This window comes from Microbispora sp. NPDC088329 (genome assembly GCF_040685655.1).
Lineage (GTDB): Bacteria > Actinomycetota > Actinomycetes > Streptosporangiales > Streptosporangiaceae > Microbispora.
The window spans coordinates 88,171-105,500 of the sequence record NZ_JBFBIP010000007.1 but is presented as its reverse complement, the minus strand read 5'-3'; the positions used below and the strand labels follow the sequence as shown (position 1 = coordinate 105,500).

The 17,330-nt window shown below is 71.3% G+C and carries 19 protein-coding genes; 5 read left to right on the top strand and 14 right to left on the bottom strand.

Annotation, left to right across the window (positions count from 1 at the left end; all coding sequences use genetic code 11):
- Positions 1–78 precede the first annotated feature (78 nt).
- Positions 79–357, top strand: coding sequence for a hypothetical protein (locus AB0O28_RS16050; RefSeq protein ID WP_363640657.1), 279 nt, complete (start codon positions 79–81; stop codon positions 355–357).
- 140 nt (positions 358–497) lie between these two features.
- Here AB0O28_RS16050 and AB0O28_RS16045 read toward each other — a convergent pair whose 3' ends face one another.
- From AB0O28_RS16045 to AB0O28_RS15995, 11 genes are all read right to left on the bottom strand, one after another.
- Positions 498–1,352 carry a LysR family transcriptional regulator gene (locus AB0O28_RS16045; RefSeq protein ID WP_363640655.1) on the bottom strand — a complete coding sequence of 285 codons (855 nt, stop codon included), beginning with the start codon at positions 1,350–1,352 and terminating at the stop codon, positions 498–500.
- 20 nt (positions 1,353–1,372) lie between these two features.
- Entirely contained in the window at positions 1,373–1,924 is a 552-nt protein-coding gene (locus tag AB0O28_RS16040; RefSeq protein WP_363640653.1) for a hypothetical protein, read from the bottom strand.
- 127 nt (positions 1,925–2,051) lie between these two features.
- Positions 2,052–2,843: an IclR family transcriptional regulator gene (locus AB0O28_RS16035; RefSeq protein ID WP_363640651.1), complete on the bottom strand. Its 792-nt coding sequence runs from the start codon at positions 2,841–2,843 to the stop codon at positions 2,052–2,054.
- 181 nt (positions 2,844–3,024) lie between these two features.
- A complete protein-coding gene (locus AB0O28_RS16030) occupies positions 3,025–3,165 on the bottom strand; it encodes a hypothetical protein (protein WP_363640649.1) in 141 nt (46 codons plus the stop codon).
- Positions 3,166–3,286: 121 nt separating this feature from the next.
- On the bottom strand, positions 3,287–4,639 hold the full coding sequence (locus tag AB0O28_RS16025; RefSeq protein WP_363640647.1) for a family 2B encapsulin nanocompartment shell protein: 1,353 nt from the start codon (positions 4,637–4,639) through the stop codon (positions 3,287–3,289).
- Positions 4,636–6,939: a germacradienol/geosmin synthase gene (locus AB0O28_RS16020; RefSeq protein WP_363640645.1), complete on the bottom strand. Its 2,304-nt coding sequence runs from the start codon at positions 6,937–6,939 to the stop codon at positions 4,636–4,638. The genes AB0O28_RS16025 and AB0O28_RS16020 overlap by 4 nt, the downstream gene beginning before the upstream one ends.
- Positions 6,939–8,327 (bottom strand): family 2B encapsulin nanocompartment shell protein, encoded by a 1,389-nt coding sequence (locus AB0O28_RS16015; RefSeq protein WP_363640643.1) that lies wholly within the window; start codon positions 8,325–8,327, stop codon positions 6,939–6,941. Before AB0O28_RS16015 ends, AB0O28_RS16020 begins: the two co-directional genes overlap by 1 nt.
- 252 nt (positions 8,328–8,579) lie before the next feature.
- Positions 8,580–9,656 carry a polyprenyl synthetase family protein gene (locus AB0O28_RS16010; protein ID WP_363640641.1) on the bottom strand — a complete coding sequence of 359 codons (1,077 nt, stop codon included), beginning with the start codon at positions 9,654–9,656 and terminating at the stop codon, positions 8,580–8,582.
- Between the two features lie 112 nt (positions 9,657–9,768).
- Positions 9,769–10,974 carry a Cmx/CmrA family chloramphenicol efflux MFS transporter gene (locus AB0O28_RS16005; RefSeq protein ID WP_363640639.1) on the bottom strand — a complete coding sequence of 402 codons (1,206 nt, stop codon included), beginning with the start codon at positions 10,972–10,974 and terminating at the stop codon, positions 9,769–9,771.
- Between the two features lie 277 nt (positions 10,975–11,251).
- Positions 11,252–12,115 carry an ABC transporter permease gene (locus AB0O28_RS16000; protein ID WP_363640637.1) on the bottom strand — a complete coding sequence of 288 codons (864 nt, stop codon included), beginning with the start codon at positions 12,113–12,115 and terminating at the stop codon, positions 11,252–11,254.
- On the bottom strand, positions 12,112–13,095 hold the full coding sequence (locus AB0O28_RS15995) for an ATP-binding cassette domain-containing protein (RefSeq protein WP_363640635.1): 984 nt from the start codon (positions 13,093–13,095) through the stop codon (positions 12,112–12,114). The genes AB0O28_RS16000 and AB0O28_RS15995 overlap by 4 nt, the downstream gene beginning before the upstream one ends.
- A gap of 74 nt (positions 13,096–13,169) precedes the next feature.
- Here AB0O28_RS15995 and AB0O28_RS15990 point away from each other — a divergent pair, with 74 nt between their 5' ends.
- The 3 genes from AB0O28_RS15990 (at position 13,170) to AB0O28_RS15980 (ending at position 14,543) form a co-directional block, all read left to right on the top strand.
- Positions 13,170–13,805, top strand: a complete 636-nt coding sequence (locus AB0O28_RS15990) for a TetR/AcrR family transcriptional regulator (protein ID WP_363640633.1) — start codon at positions 13,170–13,172, stop codon at positions 13,803–13,805.
- Between the two features lie 112 nt (positions 13,806–13,917).
- Complete coding sequence (locus AB0O28_RS15985; RefSeq protein ID WP_363640631.1) at positions 13,918–14,133, top strand: hypothetical protein; 216 nt, start codon at positions 13,918–13,920, stop codon at positions 14,131–14,133.
- Positions 14,130–14,543: a Uma2 family endonuclease gene (locus tag AB0O28_RS15980; protein ID WP_363640629.1), complete on the top strand. Its 414-nt coding sequence runs from the start codon at positions 14,130–14,132 to the stop codon at positions 14,541–14,543. The genes AB0O28_RS15985 and AB0O28_RS15980 overlap by 4 nt, the downstream gene beginning before the upstream one ends.
- Before the next feature lie 118 nt (positions 14,544–14,661).
- Here AB0O28_RS15980 and AB0O28_RS15975 read toward each other — a convergent pair whose 3' ends face one another.
- The 3 genes from AB0O28_RS15975 to AB0O28_RS15965 are packed head-to-tail and all read right to left on the bottom strand — an operon-like array spanning position 14,662 to position 16,780.
- Positions 14,662–15,657 carry a pirin family protein gene (locus tag AB0O28_RS15975; RefSeq protein ID WP_363640627.1) on the bottom strand — a complete coding sequence of 332 codons (996 nt, stop codon included), beginning with the start codon at positions 15,655–15,657 and terminating at the stop codon, positions 14,662–14,664.
- Positions 15,654–15,989 (bottom strand): GNAT family N-acetyltransferase, encoded by a 336-nt coding sequence (locus tag AB0O28_RS15970; protein WP_363640625.1) that lies wholly within the window; start codon positions 15,987–15,989, stop codon positions 15,654–15,656. The genes AB0O28_RS15975 and AB0O28_RS15970 overlap by 4 nt, the downstream gene beginning before the upstream one ends.
- Before the next feature lie 20 nt (positions 15,990–16,009).
- Positions 16,010–16,780 (bottom strand): pirin family protein, encoded by a 771-nt coding sequence (locus tag AB0O28_RS15965; protein WP_363640623.1) that lies wholly within the window; start codon positions 16,778–16,780, stop codon positions 16,010–16,012.
- 96 nt (positions 16,781–16,876) lie between these two features.
- On the opposite strand from AB0O28_RS15965, the gene AB0O28_RS15960 reads away from it, so the two are divergent.
- On the top strand, positions 16,877–17,329 hold the full coding sequence (locus AB0O28_RS15960) for a MarR family transcriptional regulator (RefSeq protein ID WP_363640621.1): 453 nt from the start codon (positions 16,877–16,879) through the stop codon (positions 17,327–17,329).
- The last annotated feature ends 1 nt before the right edge of the window (position 17,330 follow it).

Below are 17,330 nucleotides of genomic sequence, written 5' to 3'. Positions count from 1 at the left end.
CCCGGGCGCAGACTGTTAGCCGCGCTAAACGTGCCTTGAGATATCGGGCGTTGTCGGGCCCGAGCGTCAACTGCCAGCGTGTCAGGAGGCGGTGAGCAGGCGATGCCGGCGCTGACGGCGATGCTCCTCGACGCGGTGCCCGCGGACCGGGCGGGCACCGCCTCCGCCGTGCTCAACACCGCCCGCCAGGTCGGCGGAGCGATCGCGGTGGCGGTCTCCGGGGCGCTGCTGGCGGGGGCGGACACGTTCCTGTCCGGAATGCGGTGGAGCATGCTGCTCGCGGCGGCCGGGCTCGTCCTGACGGCGGGGTCGACGCTGACCCTGCCGCGGGGCGGGCACCGGGACACCGAGACGTGAGCCCCGCCGCGGGCCACCCTCCGTGACCGCCGCCATGGCCGAGGATCGTTCCCGTTATGCGGACCTCCCAGCCGGGGTCCATCTCCACGAGTGGCGCGAACTCGAGAAGGATGTCCACGAAGGCCTGGAGCTTGGCGGGCTCACTGCCCTTCAGCCACATCGGCGCATAGCCGACGGGCGCTGCGTCGTCGATCGGGACATACGTGACGTCCGGCCGGGCATGGTAATCGACCACCCTCACACCGACCGGAGTGCCCCCCTTCGCCTGCCCCGATCAGCGACAGCATCTCCTCCCAGCCGAAGGCGGCCGGGCCTTGGGGGACGGATCGGCCACCGGGTGTCCGGCGTGGATAGTGGGCATCGAGGAAGACCTGGGAGGCGTCGGCGGGCGTGATCAGTGGCAGGAGGGCGAGATCCTCCAGCGAGACCGTTTCCCGAGCCGCGAGCCGGTGGGAGGCGGGCACCACGAGGGCGCGCCTTTCGGTGAAGAGGACGGGCCCGGCGATGATGTCGGGCCCGTCGGTGGGAAGCTCTTTGACCACGACGTCGATTTCGTTCCTCCGCAACGCCTCGAAGGCGGCGGCGAACGTCACTCGGTGAATCTCGACGGTGCACTGGGGATGGCGGGCCTGGACCTCCTCGGCCGCCCGCATGACGAGGTCGCCGCACCACGGGGAGGAGAAACCGACGCGCAGCACACCGCTGAGGCCCTGAAACGCCGCCGAAGCGTTGGCGATGGCGCGTCGCACCTGCTGATACGCGGGGAGCAGTTCGGCGTAGAGCTGTCGTCCGACCGGGGTGAGGGCCACGTGGCGGTTGCTGCGTCCGAACAACGCGCCACCGAAGCGGCGTTCCAGCTTCTTGATCGTCTGACTGACCCGGCCCGGCGAGATGAGGAGACGTTCGGCGGTGCGCGTGAAGTGGAGTTCTTCGGCCAGGGGCAGGAACGTCTCGATCTCGTGTAGAACGGTGATGGCGCGGACGACTGCGGACATCGAGCCCGGTGGGAGCATGCTCACACCGGCGACAGAACCAGGACCGCGTGGTCGGAGGCCACGCTCGCGAGCCGCAGGCGGATGTCGCCGATCCTGCCGGGCCGTCCCAGGGCCAGTGCCAGCTCGCCCACCGTCCGGCAGCGGCCGTTGACGCAGTCCTGGCTGACGCCGGTGTTCATGCCCTCGACGTGGAAGGCGCCCCCGCCCGCTTCGAAGCGCAGCCGCAGCTCGCCCCGGTCGAGCGAGACGATCGTGATCGCGTCGAGGCCGGTCTTCCGGCCGAGCCGCAACCGGTCCCCCGGTCGGACCGCCACCTCGCAGCCGCCGTTAAGGCACGCCTCCGGGTGGTCCGCGGCCGAGACGACCGACGGGCTGGGCGAGGGCGACGCGGGGGCCGTGGATGCGGGGGCCGTGGATGCGGGGATCGAGGTGGACACCGGGCCGCCCGTGGCCGCGGTCCTCGGCCGCATCTGCGGCTCCGGGGCCCCGCACGCCGTGAGCAGCACGGTCACCGGTACGGCGACGAGACCGGCCCGGCCGATCAAGCGGGACGCGTACGGTCCTCGACGCATGACTCTCCCCCGGGACCACGACGGCTGCACCGGTTCACGGCACCGGCGGCCGGAGCGGCCAGGCCCCCGCCGCTCGACTCGTTCGAGCCTTCCCCGGCCCCGGCGGCCCCAACCCGATGAACGGGGGTCACAGGAGAAGGGCGCCGGTGATCTGATGGGCGGTCCTGCGCACGGCCCCGCTCAGGCGCGGCAGCGCCGCGGCCCCCACCGGCGCGGCGACCGCGACGGCCATGCACGCCCCGCCGTCCGGGCCGAAGACCGGCGCGGCGGCGCAACACACCCCCTCGGCGAACTCCTCCCGCGCGTACGCGACGCCCTCGACGCGGATGGCGGCGAGTTCGCGTTCCAGCGCGGCCGGCGCGGTCACCGTACGGCCGGTCATCCGCCGCAGGGCCGGGGAGGCGAGGAACGCGGCGCGCAGACCGGCGTCGTAGGCGAGCAGCACCTTCCCGGTGGCCGTGCAGTGCAGCGGCGCCCGGTCCACGCCGTCCGACGGCGACCTGACCCGGTTGTGCCCGTACAACCGCTCGACGTACGCGACCTCGAACCCGTCCGCCACGGCCAGGTTGACCGTCTGCCGGGTGGCCTCGTACAGCTGGAGCAGGTGCGGCAGGACCGCCCTGCGGGAGCCGGGGAGCCGGCGGCCCTGGACCACCCAGCCGCGTGGCGCCACGAGGTCGGCGAGGCGCCCGCCGACCGTGTAGTCGCCGCCCGTGCGGGTGACCAGGCCCCGCCGCTGCAGGGTCCCCAGCAGGCGGTGGGTGGTGGTCTTGGAGAATCCGGTGGACCGGTGCACCTGAGTGAGGTTCATCGGCCTCATGCCCGCGGCCAGGCACAGGAGGATCTCTATCCCGCGTTCCAGGCTGCCCAGGGCGGAGGCCGCCGCGGAGGCCGCCTCCGCCCGGCGAGCGCGATCCACCTCCGCCCGGCGGGCACGATCCACTTCCGCCCGGCGGACACGATCCAACGGTACGAACACCCTCACCCCGCGACGCTCGCGAACCAGATGCTGACCGGCCAGCGGTCACCCTAGCCGCGCCTTACCGCGAGTGAGGGGCGAACGGCGGGATGGGTCCACGGCTCCTCAGCCCTGCGCCCCCTCAGCCCTGTGGTGCGTGGCCTGATGTCGCCGGCCCGACCTGCCGGCCCACCCCTTCGCACTCCGCGACCGCCAGCACGGGAGCCGGCAGACCGGGGAACCGGGTCTCCAGGTCGTCCCGGCGCAGCACTGGATTCTCCATCTCGCCGATCCCATCGCGACCTGGCTCACCGGCCAGGTCCTCACCCTCGACGGCGGTCTGGAGCTCACCTGACCGCAACGCCGGCCGGGAGCTTCATCGAGCCCCCGGCCGGCGCCGGGCCTCAGTTCACCTCGACGCTCTCCAACACGCCGAGGGCGTCGGGGACCAGGACGGCCGCCGAGTAGTAGGTGGTGACCAGGTAGGAGATGATCGCCTTGTCGTCGACGCTCATGAAGCGCACCGACAGGCCGGGCTCGTACTCGTCCGCCAGCCCGGTGCGGCGCAGGCCGACGACGCCCTGTTTCTCGGCGCCGGTACGCATCACCAGGATCGAGCTGAGACCGTCTCCCGTGATCGGGATCTTGTCGCAGGGCAGGATCGGCACGCCCCGCCACGCCATGACCGTCGCGCCGTTCACCTCGGTGACGTCCGGATACAGCTTGCGTCTGGTGCACTGCCGCCCGAAGGCGGCGATGGCGCGGGGATGCGCGAGGAAGTAGTGCGAGCTGCGCCGGCGGGCGAGCAGCTCGTCGAGGTCGTCGGGGGTGGGCGGGCCCGACCGGGTGTGGAGGCGCTGCTTGAGGTCGGCGTTGTGCAACAGCCCGAAGTCGCGGTTGTTGACCAGCTCGTGCTCCTGACGCTCCCGCAACGCCTCGATCGTCAGCCGCAACTGCTGCTCGGTCTGGTTCATCGGCTCGTTGTACAGATCGGCCACCCGCGAATGCACCCGCAAAATCGTCTGCGCCACACTCAGCTCGTACTCACGCGGCCCCAGCTCGTAGTCCACGAACGTCCCCGGCAGCGTCGCCTCACCCTCATGCCCCGCCGCCAACGCGATCTCCGCCTCGCCGTACCGGTTCACCGGCCGCACCGTGGGGGGACGGTCGAGATGCTCGCGCAGGCCGCCGGCGAGCGCGGTCAGGTTGTCCAGCGCCGGCCGGTCGAGGACGAGGACGATGCAGGAGGTGATGGCCTTGGCGGGCGCCGCCCCCGGACCGGTCAAGTCCCCCAGGTGGTCTCCGTCGGCCAGGACCTGGAGCAGGGCCTCGCCGCCGTACGCGCCGGCGCCGACGCGTGCGATCTTGCCGTGGGCGACGAGCACCACCTGGCCCGGCGGCACCGGCTCGCCCGGGCGCAGGTCGTGCTGGACGAACCGGTCCGCCAGCGCCCCGAGGCTGTCCAGGTCGCCGTAGCCGTGCAGGGACGGCAACTCGCACAGCTCGGCCGGGATGACCCGGACTCTCGCCCCGGTGGAGACGAAGCTCACCCGCCCGTCCCCCACCGTGCAGGTGAGCCGGCGGTTGACCCGGTAGACGCCGCCCTGGACCTCCGTCCACGGGAGCACCCGCAGCAGGTGCCGCGGGGTGATCTCCCGCATCTGCGGCGGCGTCTTGGTGGTGGTCGCCAGATTCCGCGCGGCGGCCGTGCTCAGGGTCAGGCGCGACGCGCCCGGAAGCTCGCGCGACGCGGTCATGGCGCCCCCACCGGAAGCGGATGAGCCGGTGCCGCGAGAGCGGACGGCGCCACACTAGACGGTGCCACATCGAACGGCGGCAGAGCGGGCGCCGTCACGGACGACGCCGTGGACGACGCCGTGGACACCGGCGACCCGTGGGCCGCCGGCGGCGCCAGGGAGAGGATGCGTGCGGTGGCCGTGCCGAGGCCCGTCGGTCCCTGGGACCACCGGGCCGCCGGACCCCTGCGCAGCTCCTCCTCGAAGTAGCGCCGGGACCGCTGGTGCCAGCGCAGGATCGCCGCCATCCAGTTGCGCAGGTCGGACACGTATCCCCCGACCGACTCCCGCACGCCCTCCCCCGCCTCGATGCGATCGAGCAGGGCGGGCAGGTCGACGGTGGTGATGTGCTCGAACTGCCTCATCCTGCTGGTCATGAGCCCGTCCACCACGGTCGCCGCCTCGTCGGGCGCGCAGTCGAGGAAGGTGCCCAGCACCACGACGGCGTTGTGCAGCTCCCCCTCGAACTGGATCTCCTTCCGGTAGGAGAACAGGTCGTTCAGCAGACACGCGTAGTCCTGCGCGGCGTCGGTCATGCCGAGGAACTCGCGGGTGCGGTGGATCTCCACGGGGATGACCCGGCCCGGCGTCAGCCTGGCCAGGCTCATCGTCATCTGCGAGCCGAACGTCCTGCGCCGCATCTCGAGGTAGTCGATCGGGTCGGGCACGCGGTGCTGGGCCTGGTTGGCCAGCTCCCACACCCAGCTGTCGATCATCTCCTCGACGGCGGTGCGGAAGGCCCGGCGGGATTCCTCCGGCAGCGGCCCCGCGGTGCGCGGCCACAGGTCGGCCAGCCCGCGTTCCAGCCCTGTCATCGGGGTCAGTCGCGGGACGAGGTCCAGCGGCATGAACTCCTTGAGCCGCCGGTTGCCGAGCTTCGCGCCGACCAGGTCGCGCGCCGCCCCGTAGACCCGGGGATAGTAGTCGTCGCCGTACGTCCCCCAGGCCAGCCAGTTGGTGGCCAGGATCAGTTCGCCGGCCGTGGCGTCCGGGTTGATGCCGGACGCGCACAGGGCGAGGTCGAAGCCGACGAGTAGCGATTCGCTCCACACGGCGGTCGCCGGGAGGCCGGGGACCCCGTCGAAGAAGCCCATGGCGGCACACCACTCGACGTCCGCCGCTCGCGCCGTGTCCAGGTGCGGGTTGTCGCGCACCTCGAACGGCATGTACGGCCGCGGCAGCCGCACCGCCGCCTCCGAGAAGGGCCGATGGGTGTGGTTGCGCAGGCCGCCCGCGCCCGTGAGGTGGGCGCGGGAGACGTTCATGCCCAGCGGTCCGGGGAGATCGCCGGATTTGGTGTAGCGGCTGGAGGCGGTGTGCCAGGCGTGCCCGCCCGCCTGCCAGTCCTGCAGTCCCTTGACGTAGCTCAGGACCGGGGCCTGTTCGGGCGGCAGGACCCCTTCGTCCGCGAACAGCGCCGGCAGCTCGGTCAGCGCGGTGTGCTCGAACTGGTGCAGCCGGGAGGTGAGCAGGTCATTGGTGATCTCCACGGCCCGCCCGGTGCCGCAGTCGAAGAAACGCTCGCAGACCAGGACGCAGTTGGACAGCTCACCCTCCTGCTGCACCTCCCGCTGGTAGGAGAACAGGTCGTTGCGCAGGTGCACGGCGTCGGCGAACGACTCCGTCAGCACCCGGATCGGCCGGGATTCGGCGAGCCTGGCCGGCAGCTCCGCGCCGGCCGCGTGCTCCACCAGCGCGGCCGACCACGGGGCGCCGCCGACCTTCCTGCGTTCCTCGATGTACTCGATCGGGTTGGAGACGGCCTCCCGCTCGATGTGGAACAGCTCCCACATCGACTCCTGCAGGAGGTCGCGGGTGACCCGGACGAACCGGCGCCGCCACGCCTCCGACATGGCGGGCACGGTCCTGGGCCACAGGTCGGCCAGGCCCCGCTCGACCGGGTTCGTCGGCTCGGGCGGGTCGTCCGTCATGAACGCGTCGAGCCGGTCCAGGTAGTCCTGGGCTCCGTCCAGGTCCCTGCCGCGTTTGAAGGTCTCCAGGAAGTGGTCGTCGAAGAAGAAGACCCACACGTACCAGTCCGTGACCAGGTCCAGCTCGGGGGCGGAGCAGTCGGGATGGGTGTAGGCGCACATCAGGCCGTAGTCCATGGCCTCGAGCGACTCCTCGGTCCAGATGTCCGGGTCGTCGAGCATGCCCATGTCCGCCGCCCACCCCCGCGTGTGCGCCCGGGCGGTCTCCACATGCGGGTTCAGCCGGGGCGGATAGGGGAGGTAGAAGTCCGGCAGCCGGTAGGAGGACATCACAGGACCTCGACGCTCTCCAGGATGCCGAGGGCGTCGGGGACCAGGACGGCCGCCGAGTAGTAGGTGGTGACCAGGTAGGAGATGATCGCCTTGTCGTCGATGCTCATGAAGCGCACCGACAGACCGGGCTCGTACTCGTCCACCAGTCCGGTGCGGCGCAGGCCGACGACGCCCTGGTCCTTCTCTCCCAGGCGCATCACCATGATCGAGCTGATGCCCTTGTCGTTCACCGGGATCTTGTTGCACGGCAGCATCGGCACCCCGCGCCAGGCCGGGGCCTTCTGGCCGTTGAACTCCACCGTCTGGGGGTAGATGCCCCGGGCGTTGCACTGACGGGCGAAGGCCGCGATCGCCTTGGGGTGGGCGAACATGACGCTCGGGTTCTTCCAGACAGTGGCGAGCAGCTCGTCGAGGTCGTCCGGGGTGGGCGGGCCCGACCGGGTGTGGAGGCGCTGCTTGAGGTCGGCGTTGTGCAACAGCCCGAAGTCGCGGTTGTTGACCAGCTCGTGCTCCTGACGCTCCCGCAACGCCTCGATCGTCAGCCGCAACTGCTGCTCGGTCTGGTTCATCGGCTCGTTGTACAGATCGGCCACCCGCGAATGCACCCGCAAAATCGTCTGCGCCACACTCAGCTCGTACTCACGCGGCCCCAGCTCGTAGTCCACGAACGTCCCCGGCAGCGTCGCCTCACCCTCATGCCCCGCCGCCAACGCGATCTCCGCCTCGCCGTACCGGTTCACCGGCCGGTCCGGGTTCTCGTGGTAGGCCTGCACGTGCTCACGCAGGCTGTCCGACAGGGCGAGCAGCCGCTCGAACTCCTCCCTGCCGAGGGTGAGCACGGTGCACGACGTCACGGCCTTGACCGTCCACTCCCATCGCGCGTCAGCGTTCACCAGCATCTGCTCGCCGACGTACTCGCCGTCGGCGAGCACCCCGAGCCGCGTCTCGTTGCCGTACGCGCCCTCGCCCAGCCTGTCGACCTTGCCGTGGGCCAGCAGCACGACCTCGTCCATCGGGGCGCCGGCCTGGGCGATGACCTGGCCGGCCTCGTACTCCCGCTGCGTGAACAGGTCCGCCATGGCGGCCAGCACGTCGGCGTCGCCGAAGCCGCGCAGCGCGGGAAGCTCGCACAACTCGGCGGAGATGACCCGTACGTCGGCCCCGGTCGAGACGAACGTCACCCGCCCGTCGGCCATCTGGTAGGTCAGCCGCCGGTTGACCCGGTAGGCGCCGCCCACCGCCTCGACCCAGGGCAGCACGCGCAGCAGATGGCGGGAGGTGATCTCCTGCATCTGCGGCGGCGTCTTGGTCGTCGTCGCCAGGTTGCGCGCGGCCCTGGTGCTGAGGCTGAGCCTGTTGTCGGTCGGCATGGTGTTTTCGGTCACAGCACATCACCCCATCTGTGATCGGCACGGCGGCCGGTTTTTCGGTGACTGGTCACGCTCGTCGCCGAGCGGCGGAGGGGAAGAAAAGGGTCGGGGTCGCGCCCGGACGGTCGGGATCGTGCCCGGGCGGTCAGGGCCGCGCCGGGTACTCCGCGGGCGCATACGGGCGGGCGTGGACCCGGCCGGAGTGGTTCCGGCCGGGTGGTCGTGAAAGAGGCGGCGCGGAAGAGGTGGGCGGACCGATCGCGCGCCTCACCGGACGCGGCGGGTGAGCCGCTCGGTGAGCACCGCGAGCGCCCGCGCCGCCTCCGGGGCGATCGCGCACTCGCCCAGCGCCTCGAGCGCCTGCCCGGCCCGCAGCGCGATGAGGTTCTCGACCTCACTGAGAGCGCCGGTGTCCACGATGATCTGCCGGAGCTCGGCGGCCCGCCGCTCGTCCAGACCGGGGGCGCCGTGCCAGGTTCGCAGCAGGTCCCGTTCCGGTCCCCGCGCCCGCGCGTACGCGTAGGCCATGAGCACGGTCCGCTTTCCCTCACGCAGGTCGTCGAGGACCGGCTTGCCGGTGACGGCGGGATCGCCGAAGACGCCGAGGACGTCGTCGCGCAGCTGGAACGCCTCCCCCAGCGGCAGACCGAACCGGGAGTACGCCTCCAGCAGGGCGGGCGGGGCCCCGGCGAGCGCGCCGCCGATCTGCAGCGGCCGCTCCACGGTGTAGCGGGCGGTCTTGTAGCGGATCACCGTCAATGCCTGGTCGACGTCCGCGTCCGCGCGCGTATGCGCCAGGATGTCGAGGTACTGACCGGTGACGACCTCCGTGCGCATGCGGTTGAACAGTTCACGCGCGGCCCGCCCGCGCCCGTCGCCGCCGACGGCGTCCGCGAGAAGTTCGTCCGCCCATGCCTGCGCGAGCACTCCGAGCAGGATGGCGGCGGACCGGCCGAAGGTCTCCGCGCCCGCCCATCGCGGGGCCCGGGCGAGCCCCCTGTGGATGGTCGGACGCCCACGGCGCAGCTCGCTGCCGTCCATGACGTCGTCGTGGATCAGCAGGCCGGCATGGTAGAGCTCCAGCGCCGCGCCGGTGGCGACGGCCCGATCCTCGTGCGGCTCCTGGCCGCCGGCGCCCCGCCAGCCCCAGTAGCACAGCAGCGGCCGGATGCGTTTGCCGCCCTCGACGACGAACTCCCGCAGCAGCCGGTAGCCCTCGGCGACGTCGGGATCGCCGACCGGTGGACGCTGCGCGTCGAGGAAACCGCCGAGCAGCTCGTCGACCCGTCTCCGTACCCGGCCGGTCATGCCGGTGATGGACGTGTCCACGATTCCCGCCGTCATGGTCGGTCTCCTCGCTCGGCGCGCCGGTATCCCTTGCGGAAAGTTACTTAATGAACACGCAAAGTAGAACCACTCGTTCCGATAATCGGAACTTCTCGCCGATCCGCGCGGCTCAGTTCGGTTCGGCCCGCCGCACCGGACCGCGTCCACGAGGGCCGGGACGCCGGAACACGGCGGAGGAAAAGGCGACGAGCAGGGCGATCGCGACGAGAAGTCCGCTCACCCACAACGGGCCGAGGACTCGGGCCCCCGTGCCGGGGGTGGCCGTCCCGAGGGTGGCCGCGGCGGCGAGCGGCCCGGCGGCGGCGCCGACGTTGAGCGCCGCGGTCGCGTACGAGCCGGCCATGGTCGGCGCCCCCGCCGCCTCGTAGAGGACCCGCGTGATCAGGGTGCCGCCCAGGGCGAACGACAGCGCGCCCTGGACGAACACCAGGAGGAGCAGAACAACCGGATTTCCGGCCAGAACGGCCAGCGCCGGCCAGCCGGCGAGCAGCAGCGGACCGCCGACGGTGAGAACCAGCCCGGGGTGCCGGTCGGACAGCCGTCCGGCGACGGTGACACCCGCGAACGCGCCCACACCGAAGAGCACCAGGACGACCGGGACCCACAGCGGATCCAGCCCTGCGGCGCCGGTCACGACGGGGGCGAGGAAGGTGAGGCTCGCGAAGGTCGCCGCGTTCACCAGTGCGCCGAGCAGCATGACCAGGATCAGGCGCCGGTTCCTGAGCTGGGCGAGTTCCGATCGCAGGACCCGCACGCCGGTCTCGCCCGCGGAACGCGCCGGGATTCCGCGGAGGATGCCGGCGGCCGCGGGCACGCAGAGGACGGCGACGGCCCAGAACGTGACCCGCCACCCGGACAGTGTGCCGAGGACCGCTCCTCCCGGGACCCCGGCGACGGTCGCCACCGTCGTTCCGGACAGCAGCACGGCGAGAGCCCGCCCCTTGCGGTTCGCGGGGACGAGCGTGGCGGCCGTCGTCATGGCCACCGCGAGGAACCCCGCGTTCGCGAGCGCGGCGACGATCCGGGTCGCGAACAGGACGGGGAAGCTCGATGTGGCCGCGCCCGCGATGTGGGCCGCCACGAAGACGAGGACGAAGCCGAGGAGGCTGGACCGGGGAGGCCGGGTGCGGGCGAGCGCGGCCATGAGCGGAGCACCGGCGATCATTCCGATCGCGAAGGCCGAGGTGAGCGTGCCCGCTGTTCCGACGGTCACGCCGAGGTCCGAGGCGATGTCCGGCAGGAGGCCGGCGAGCATGAACTCCGAGGTACCCATGGCGAAGACCGCCACGGCAAGCGAGTACAGAGGAAGAGGCATCGAGTGGCTCCGAGGCGATGAGAAGCACGAGAAGGGGACGTCTCGTCACCGCGGTCAGCACCCGGGAGCGCGCTCGTCCGGCCGCGGAGCGCGGCGGGACGACGAAGTCAGGGACTCAGTGGTTCAGGGGGCTGACGGCGTGACCGAAAGCCCCCTTCGTGGATGCCTCAGGGCTCGACATGGCCCACACGATATCCAACCGATGCCCGTCGACGTCCATCGGTTTCACGCCGGACCGTGCCGTCGAGCGCTCAGTCCGCTCTGCCGAACCGCTGTCTCAATCGGCTCTGCCGAATTGTGCGATCGCGGTCGCGAGCAGGGCGAGCCCGAGGACCGCGAGCACGGCCACCTCGACGGGGATGGGCACGTGCCAGCCACCCCACGTCAGTCCCGGCGCGAGCCGGGCCCGTACGGCCGGAGCCAGGTCCAGATGGGCGAAGACCAGTCGCCGGATGGGATCCACGGCGTACGACAGCGGATCGATCCGGTTGAGCACGGTCAGCCATGCGGGGAGGTTCGACGCGGGGAACATCGCGCCCGACATGAAGTACAGCGGCATGATCAGCAGCTGGTTGAGCGCCATGAACGACTGCATCTGCCTGACCCGTACGGACATCGCGACCCCGAAGGCCGTGATGGTGAAGGCCAGCAGCACCTGGATGCCGAACACGCCGAGCATCAGGTCCGGCGCGTACGGCACGCCCGCGGGCCCGGCGATGCAGATGACGACGAGGCCCTGGAAGGCCGCCACGGTGGCCCCGCCCAGGCATTTGCCGAGGACGATGGACCCGCGCGACACCGGCGCGACCAGCATCTCGCGCAGGAAGCCGAACTCGCGGTCCCAGACGATGGAGGCGGCCGAGGACATGGCGGTGAACAGGACGGCCATGGCGAGGATGCCCGGATAGAGGAAGGTGCGCAGGCCGAGCCCGCCGGTGCCGCCCGAGGTGAGCTGGGACAGGCCGGTGCCGAGCACGAACAGGAAGAGGAACGGCTGCACGAGCGAGGTGAGGATGCGCAGCGGGCCGTTGAAGAACCGGATGAGCTCACGCTGCCAGACCACCTTGACGGCCCGCAGTTCGCTCGCCACGCTGCGTCCCGGCACGCGGACCGCGGTTATGGGCAGGGCCCTCGTCGTCATCGCCGGCCTCCCCGCGCCGCCGCGAGCGCGCCCGGGCCGCGCGCGCCGGCCGTCTGCGCGTCGCGGATGGACCGGCCGGTGTACGACATGAAAACGTCGTCGAGACTGGGCCGGGCCACGCTGACGGCCCGGATCGACAGCCCCGACCGGGAGAACAGCTCCGGCACGAACCGCTCCCCCTCGTCCACGTGGAAGACGACCTCGTCCCCGGACGCGACGGCCCGGATGCCGAACCGCTCGTCCAGGGCGGCGACGGCCGCCTCGCCGTCGCCGGTCAGGATCTGGACGCGGTCCTTGCCGACGCCGGCCTTCAGCGCGGCGGGGGTGTCGAGCGCGATGATCCGGCCGCCGTCCATGATGGCGATGCGGTCGCAGTGCTCGGCCTCGTCCATGTAGTGCGTGGTGAGGAAGACCGTGATGTCCTCGGCCTCCTTCAGTTCCCGTATGTAGGACCAGATCGAGCTCCTGGTCTGCGGGTCCAGGCCCACGGTGGGCTCGTCGAGGAACAGCACCCGCGGCGAGTGCAGCAGGCCGCGGGCGATCTCCAGTCGTCGTCTCATGCCTCCGGAGAACGTGCCGACCTTAACTGCCCGCCTGTCCCACAGCCCCACCATCTCGAGCACTCCCCGCAGCCGCGGACCGATGTCGGCGCGGGGCACGCCGTACAGCTCGGCGTGGAAGCGCAGGTTGCGCTCGGCCGTCAGGTAGCCGTCCAGCGTCGGGTCCTGGAACACCAGCCCGATCGAGCGCCGTACGTCGTCGCGTTCGCGCACCACGTCGTACCCGGCCACGCGCGCCTCGCCGCCCGTGGGCGTCGTCAGGGTGCAGAGCATGCCGATCGTCGTGGACTTGCCCGCGCCGTTCGGGCCGAGGAAGCCGAAGATCTCCCCCCTGCGCACGGTCAGGTCGATGCCGCGTACGGCCTCGACGTCGCCATAGCTCTTGGCCAGGCCGGTGGTGACCACCGCCGCATCCGCCATCCCGCCTCCTCAATTGGTTACACTTAGTGTAATGGTACACCAAGTGTAATCAAGGGGGCCGATACGCTGTGCCCATGAGTGCGGGCGGACTGCGGGAGCTGAAGAAGAACCGGACCCGGCAGCTCATCGCCGACACCGCGAACGCGCTCTTCCGGGCCCGGGGGTTCGACGAGGTCACGGTGGACGAGATCGCGACGGCCGCCCAGGTGTCGAAGAAGACGGTGTTCAACCACTTCCCGACCAAGGAAGACCTGGTCTTCTACCGGGCCGAGGACCGGGAGGCCGTGTCGCTGGCGGCGGTCACCGACCGTCCTGCCGGGGTCTCCATCCTCGACTCCTTCCGCACGCTGTGCCTGGCGCAGACCAGGTTCGTCCCGAACATGCGGCGCGACCTCGTCCACCCGCGCAGCTTCTTCGACCTCGTCAGCGACAACCCCTCCCTGCAGCGGAAGATGCACGAGGTCAACGAGCGGATCGTCCGGGTGCTCGCCGACGCGCTGGCGGCCGAGGCGGGCGCGGAGCCCGGCGATCCGCTGCCCCGCATCGTCGCCTCGACGCTGGTCGGCGCGCAGCGGGCGCTGTACCGGCGGCTGCGGCAGCGGGTCCGGGAGGGCGGGCCCGACGAGGAGATCGAGCGCGCCCATCACGCGGACGTCGAACGGGTCTTCGGCCTGCTCGGCACGGGCCTGAGCGGCTACCCGCCCGCCTGACTTCTCCTCACCTGCCCACCGAGGGAGGCGGAACTCCGGCTCCGTCAGTCCGGCGCTTCCGTGAGACAGACCGTAGGCTTTGCTCGACCGTGGACGGTGAGGAGGACGCCGGATGACCGCTCTGCCGGATGACAGCTGGCTGCTCAGCATCCGTCCGCAGCCCGCCCTCGTCACCGCCGAGGAGTACGACGCGCTGCCCGAGGAGATCGCCAGAGCCATCGAGATCGTCGACGGCTACGTCGTCTACTGCGCGGCTCCCACGCCTGATCACCGAACCGCCGGCGGCGACTGGCCAACCTGCTGGAGCGGTGTGCCCGCGCCGCGATGAGCGAGGGGCATGGGTGCCTCACGGTCGACAACGACGTGGATCTGCGCCTGAGAGACCTGCCTCTGCTCAGCCGCAGGCCCGACGTCGCGCTCTACCGGTGCCTGGACCGCGAGCGGGGCGAACGTCTCCGTGCCGAGCACGCGCTGCTCGTCGTGGAGATCGTGTCTCTGGGGTCGGAAACCCAGGACACGACCGACAAGCTCGGTGAATACGCCAAGGCCGGTATTGCGCACTACTGGATCGTCCGGCTCGACCGCACCGGCGTGTCGGCCATCGAACGCCACCGGCTGGACAGAGCGTCGATGCTCTACAAGCACATCGGCACCTTCATGAAGGACGAGCCGGGTGAGGCTCCCGCCGTCGGCAACCCGATCCCCATCACCATCGACTGGACCGACCTGCAGTTCTGAACCGGCTCGCTCACCGCAACGCGATCGAACACCGTCGTGTCCATGGGCGACAGCGCTCCAGCCGACGGAAGACCGGCGGTTCCCGCATTTCGCGTATCCGCTCACCGACGAGCGGGCGTCAGCTGAGGACGCGGCCGTGGCGGTCGCGGGCCTTCAGCCGCACGGTGGGCATCTCGGGCGCGGGCAGCGGGCGCTCCCCGCCGGGGACGACGCCGAAGCGGTCACCCCGCATCCAGTCGTCGCGGGCCCGCGCGATCTCCTCGTGGGAACGGCCGACGAAGTTCCACCACATCACCAGGGGCTCCTCGAACGGCGTGCCGCCCAGCACGAACAGCCGGGCCGGTTCTGCCGCCGTCATCGGCACCTCCGTACGGCCCTGGCCGAGGTAGAGCAGCGAGCCCGGCGTCAGCGCGACCCCGGCCACGTCAGCCGTGCCCGACATGACCAGCACGGCCGTCTCGTACGACGGGTCGAGCGGCAGCCGGTGCCGCCCGGGGCCGGAGAAGAGCACCTCGGCGCCGAGCAGCGGGGTGTGCGTGCGGGCGGGCGAGCGCAGCGGCCCCGACTCGCCCACCACGACCGTCACCGTGACGTCCCCGTCGCGCAGCACGGGCAGCGCGGCGTGGTGCTCGAACCGCGCCTCGCGGTGCCGGGCCTCCTCAGGCAGCGCGACCCACAGCTGCAGCCCGTGCATGCCCGGCGGGTGCTCCGGCGGCGACTGCTCGGAATGGGCGATGCCGTGGGCGGCGGTCATCAGGTTGAGCTGTCCCGGCACGATCGGCTGGACGTTGCCGAGGCTGTCACGGTGCACGATCTCCCCTTCGGCGAGCCACGTGACCGTCTGCAGGCCGGTGTGCGGGTGGGGCGGCACCCGCATGCCCGGCCTGCCGGTCACGTCGTCGGGTCCGAAGTGGTCGACGAAGCACCACGCGCCGACCATCCGGCGCGGGCGCTGCGGGAGCAGCCGGCGCACGGTCGTGTACCGGCCGAGCGGTACGTCGTGGCCGGGCAGAAGCACGCTCTCCGGCACCGCTTCGCCGGCGACCGCGTGGCCGTACAGATCCGTGCGGCCGTGCAGCGCGGGCTCGCCGTGGCTGAGCGACCGGCCGGTCACTCGGCCGCCTCCCCGCCGTCGAGGGAGAACCGAGCCCGCCGATCGGCCGACACCAGGTCGAGGTATTCCTGGTGCCGTTGGATGTACCGCTGCACGAACGGGCAGAACGGCAGGACCGACAGCCCGGCGTCCCTGGCGGCGTCGAGCGCCGCGCGGACCAGCGTCGAGCCGAGGCCCCGGCCTTCGAAGGCCGGATCGATCACGGTGTGGGTGAAGGAGATCTCCGGCCCCTTGAGCCGGTATTCGGCGAAGCCGGCGAGGGCGCCGTCGACGGTGATCTCGAAGCGGCTCGCGGCCGGGTCGTCGGCGACCCGGACTTCCGTCTGTTCCATGAGGCTGTCCTTTCCGATCGTCAGGCGGCGATCGTCGCGTGCATCTCCCACACGAGGATCTCGGCGGGCTCCGTCGCGGTGACCTTCTGCCCGCCGGTGGCGGTGAACCGTACCGCGTCGCCGGTCTCCAGGGTGCCCGCCCCCTCCAGCGTGACGGTCCCCCGGGGCACGAACAGGTGCAGGAACGGCGCCTCGGGCAGCTCGACGCTCTGACCCGGCTGAAGGCGGGCGGCGTACAGCGCGGCGTACCGGTTCTTGATGCGGATGGCGGCCTCGCCCGCGTGCTTGTCCATGCCGCTGGCGACCGGCACCAGGCCGCCGGCCAGCAGCTCGTTCTCGATTTCGAGCTGCTCGTAGCCGGGCGTGATGCCGGGCTCGTCGGGGACCACCCACATCTGGACGAAATGCACGGGCTTGTCGTGGGTGTCGCCGCCGGTCATCCGCCAGGAGTCGTTCTTCTCCGAGTGCAGGATGCCGGTGCCGGCGCTCATGCGCTGCGCCAGGCCCGGGTAGATGACGCCGGAATGGCCCTCGGAGTCCTGATGGACCAGGGAGCCCTGCAGCACCCAGGTGACGATCTCCATGTCGCGGTGCGGGTGGGTCTCGAACCCGGTGCCCGGGTGCACGACGTCGTCGTTGTTGACCAGCAGCAGCCCGTGGTGGGTGTTGCCGGCGTCGTAGTGACCGCCGAACGAGAACGAGTGCTTGGAATCCAGCCAGGAGATGCGGGTGGCGAAACGCTCGGCCGCCCGGCGGACGTCCACGCGAGGGGTCAGCCTGGTCGTGCTCATGAGTGCCCTTTCCTCGTCGCCATGTAGATGATGCGTCATCTACTGGTGCCCCTCAACATACATGACGAGTCATTCATTCCGGCTAGCCTTGGAAGCATGAACAGCCCACGCTGGCTCGACGCGGACGAGCAGCGCGCCTGGCGGGCGTACCTGCGCATGCAGGGCCGCCTCACGGCCCGGCTCAACCGGCAGCTGCAGGCCGACTCGGGCCTTTCGCTGGCGGACTACGAGGTCCTGGTGCACCTCACCGACAGGCAGGAGGGGCGGCTGCGGCCGTACGAGCTGCAGCGCGATCTCCAGTGGGAACAGAGCCGCCTGTCCCACCATCTGACCCGGATGCAGCGCCGGGGGCTCGTCAGGCGGGAGGAGTGCGCGGACGACGGCCGCGGCGCGTTCGTCGTGATCACGGAGGAGGGCCGCCGGGCCATCACCGCCGCGGCCCCGGGACATGTGGAGACCGTGCGGCGCCTGTTCTTCGACGGGCTCACCCCCGACCAGGTCGCCGCGCTCGAACGACTCGCCACGGACGTGCTCGGCCGCCTCGGCTGAG

Bases quoted from the DNA above. Each gene is read 5' to 3' on its own strand.
- AB0O28_RS15980 (WP_363640629.1), top strand. From the start codon at position 14,130: ATGAGCGAGGGGCATGGGTGCCTCACGGTCGACAACGACGTGGATCTG.
- AB0O28_RS16030 (WP_363640649.1), bottom strand. From the start codon at position 3,165: ATGGAGAATCCAGTGCTGCGCCGGGACGACCTGGAGACCCGGTTCCCC.
- AB0O28_RS15995 (WP_363640635.1), bottom strand. From the start codon at position 13,095: ATGGCGGATGCGGCGGTGGTCACCACCGGCCTGGCCAAGAGCTATGGC.
- AB0O28_RS15960 (WP_363640621.1), top strand. From the start codon at position 16,877: ATGAACAGCCCACGCTGGCTCGACGCGGACGAGCAGCGCGCCTGGCGG.
- AB0O28_RS16045 (WP_363640655.1), bottom strand. From the start codon at position 1,352: ATGTCCGCAGTCGTCCGCGCCATCACCGTTCTACACGAGATCGAGACG.
- AB0O28_RS16020 (WP_363640645.1), bottom strand. From the start codon at position 6,939: ATGTCCTCCTACCGGCTGCCGGACTTCTACCTCCCCTATCCGCCCCGG.
- AB0O28_RS15965 (WP_363640623.1), bottom strand. From the start codon at position 16,780: ATGAGCACGACCAGGCTGACCCCTCGCGTGGACGTCCGCCGGGCGGCC.
- AB0O28_RS15990 (WP_363640633.1), top strand. From the start codon at position 13,170: ATGAGTGCGGGCGGACTGCGGGAGCTGAAGAAGAACCGGACCCGGCAG.
- AB0O28_RS16025 (WP_363640647.1), bottom strand. From the start codon at position 4,639: ATGACCGCGTCGCGCGAGCTTCCGGGCGCGTCGCGCCTGACCCTGAGC.
- AB0O28_RS16040 (WP_363640653.1), bottom strand. From the start codon at position 1,924: ATGCGTCGAGGACCGTACGCGTCCCGCTTGATCGGCCGGGCCGGTCTC.
- AB0O28_RS16010 (WP_363640641.1), bottom strand. From the start codon at position 9,656: ATGACGGCGGGAATCGTGGACACGTCCATCACCGGCATGACCGGCCGG.
- AB0O28_RS16000 (WP_363640637.1), bottom strand. From the start codon at position 12,115: ATGACGACGAGGGCCCTGCCCATAACCGCGGTCCGCGTGCCGGGACGC.
- AB0O28_RS15985 (WP_363640631.1), top strand. From the start codon at position 13,918: ATGACCGCTCTGCCGGATGACAGCTGGCTGCTCAGCATCCGTCCGCAG.
- AB0O28_RS16005 (WP_363640639.1), bottom strand. From the start codon at position 10,974: ATGCCTCTTCCTCTGTACTCGCTTGCCGTGGCGGTCTTCGCCATGGGT.
- AB0O28_RS15970 (WP_363640625.1), bottom strand. From the start codon at position 15,989: ATGGAACAGACGGAAGTCCGGGTCGCCGACGACCCGGCCGCGAGCCGC.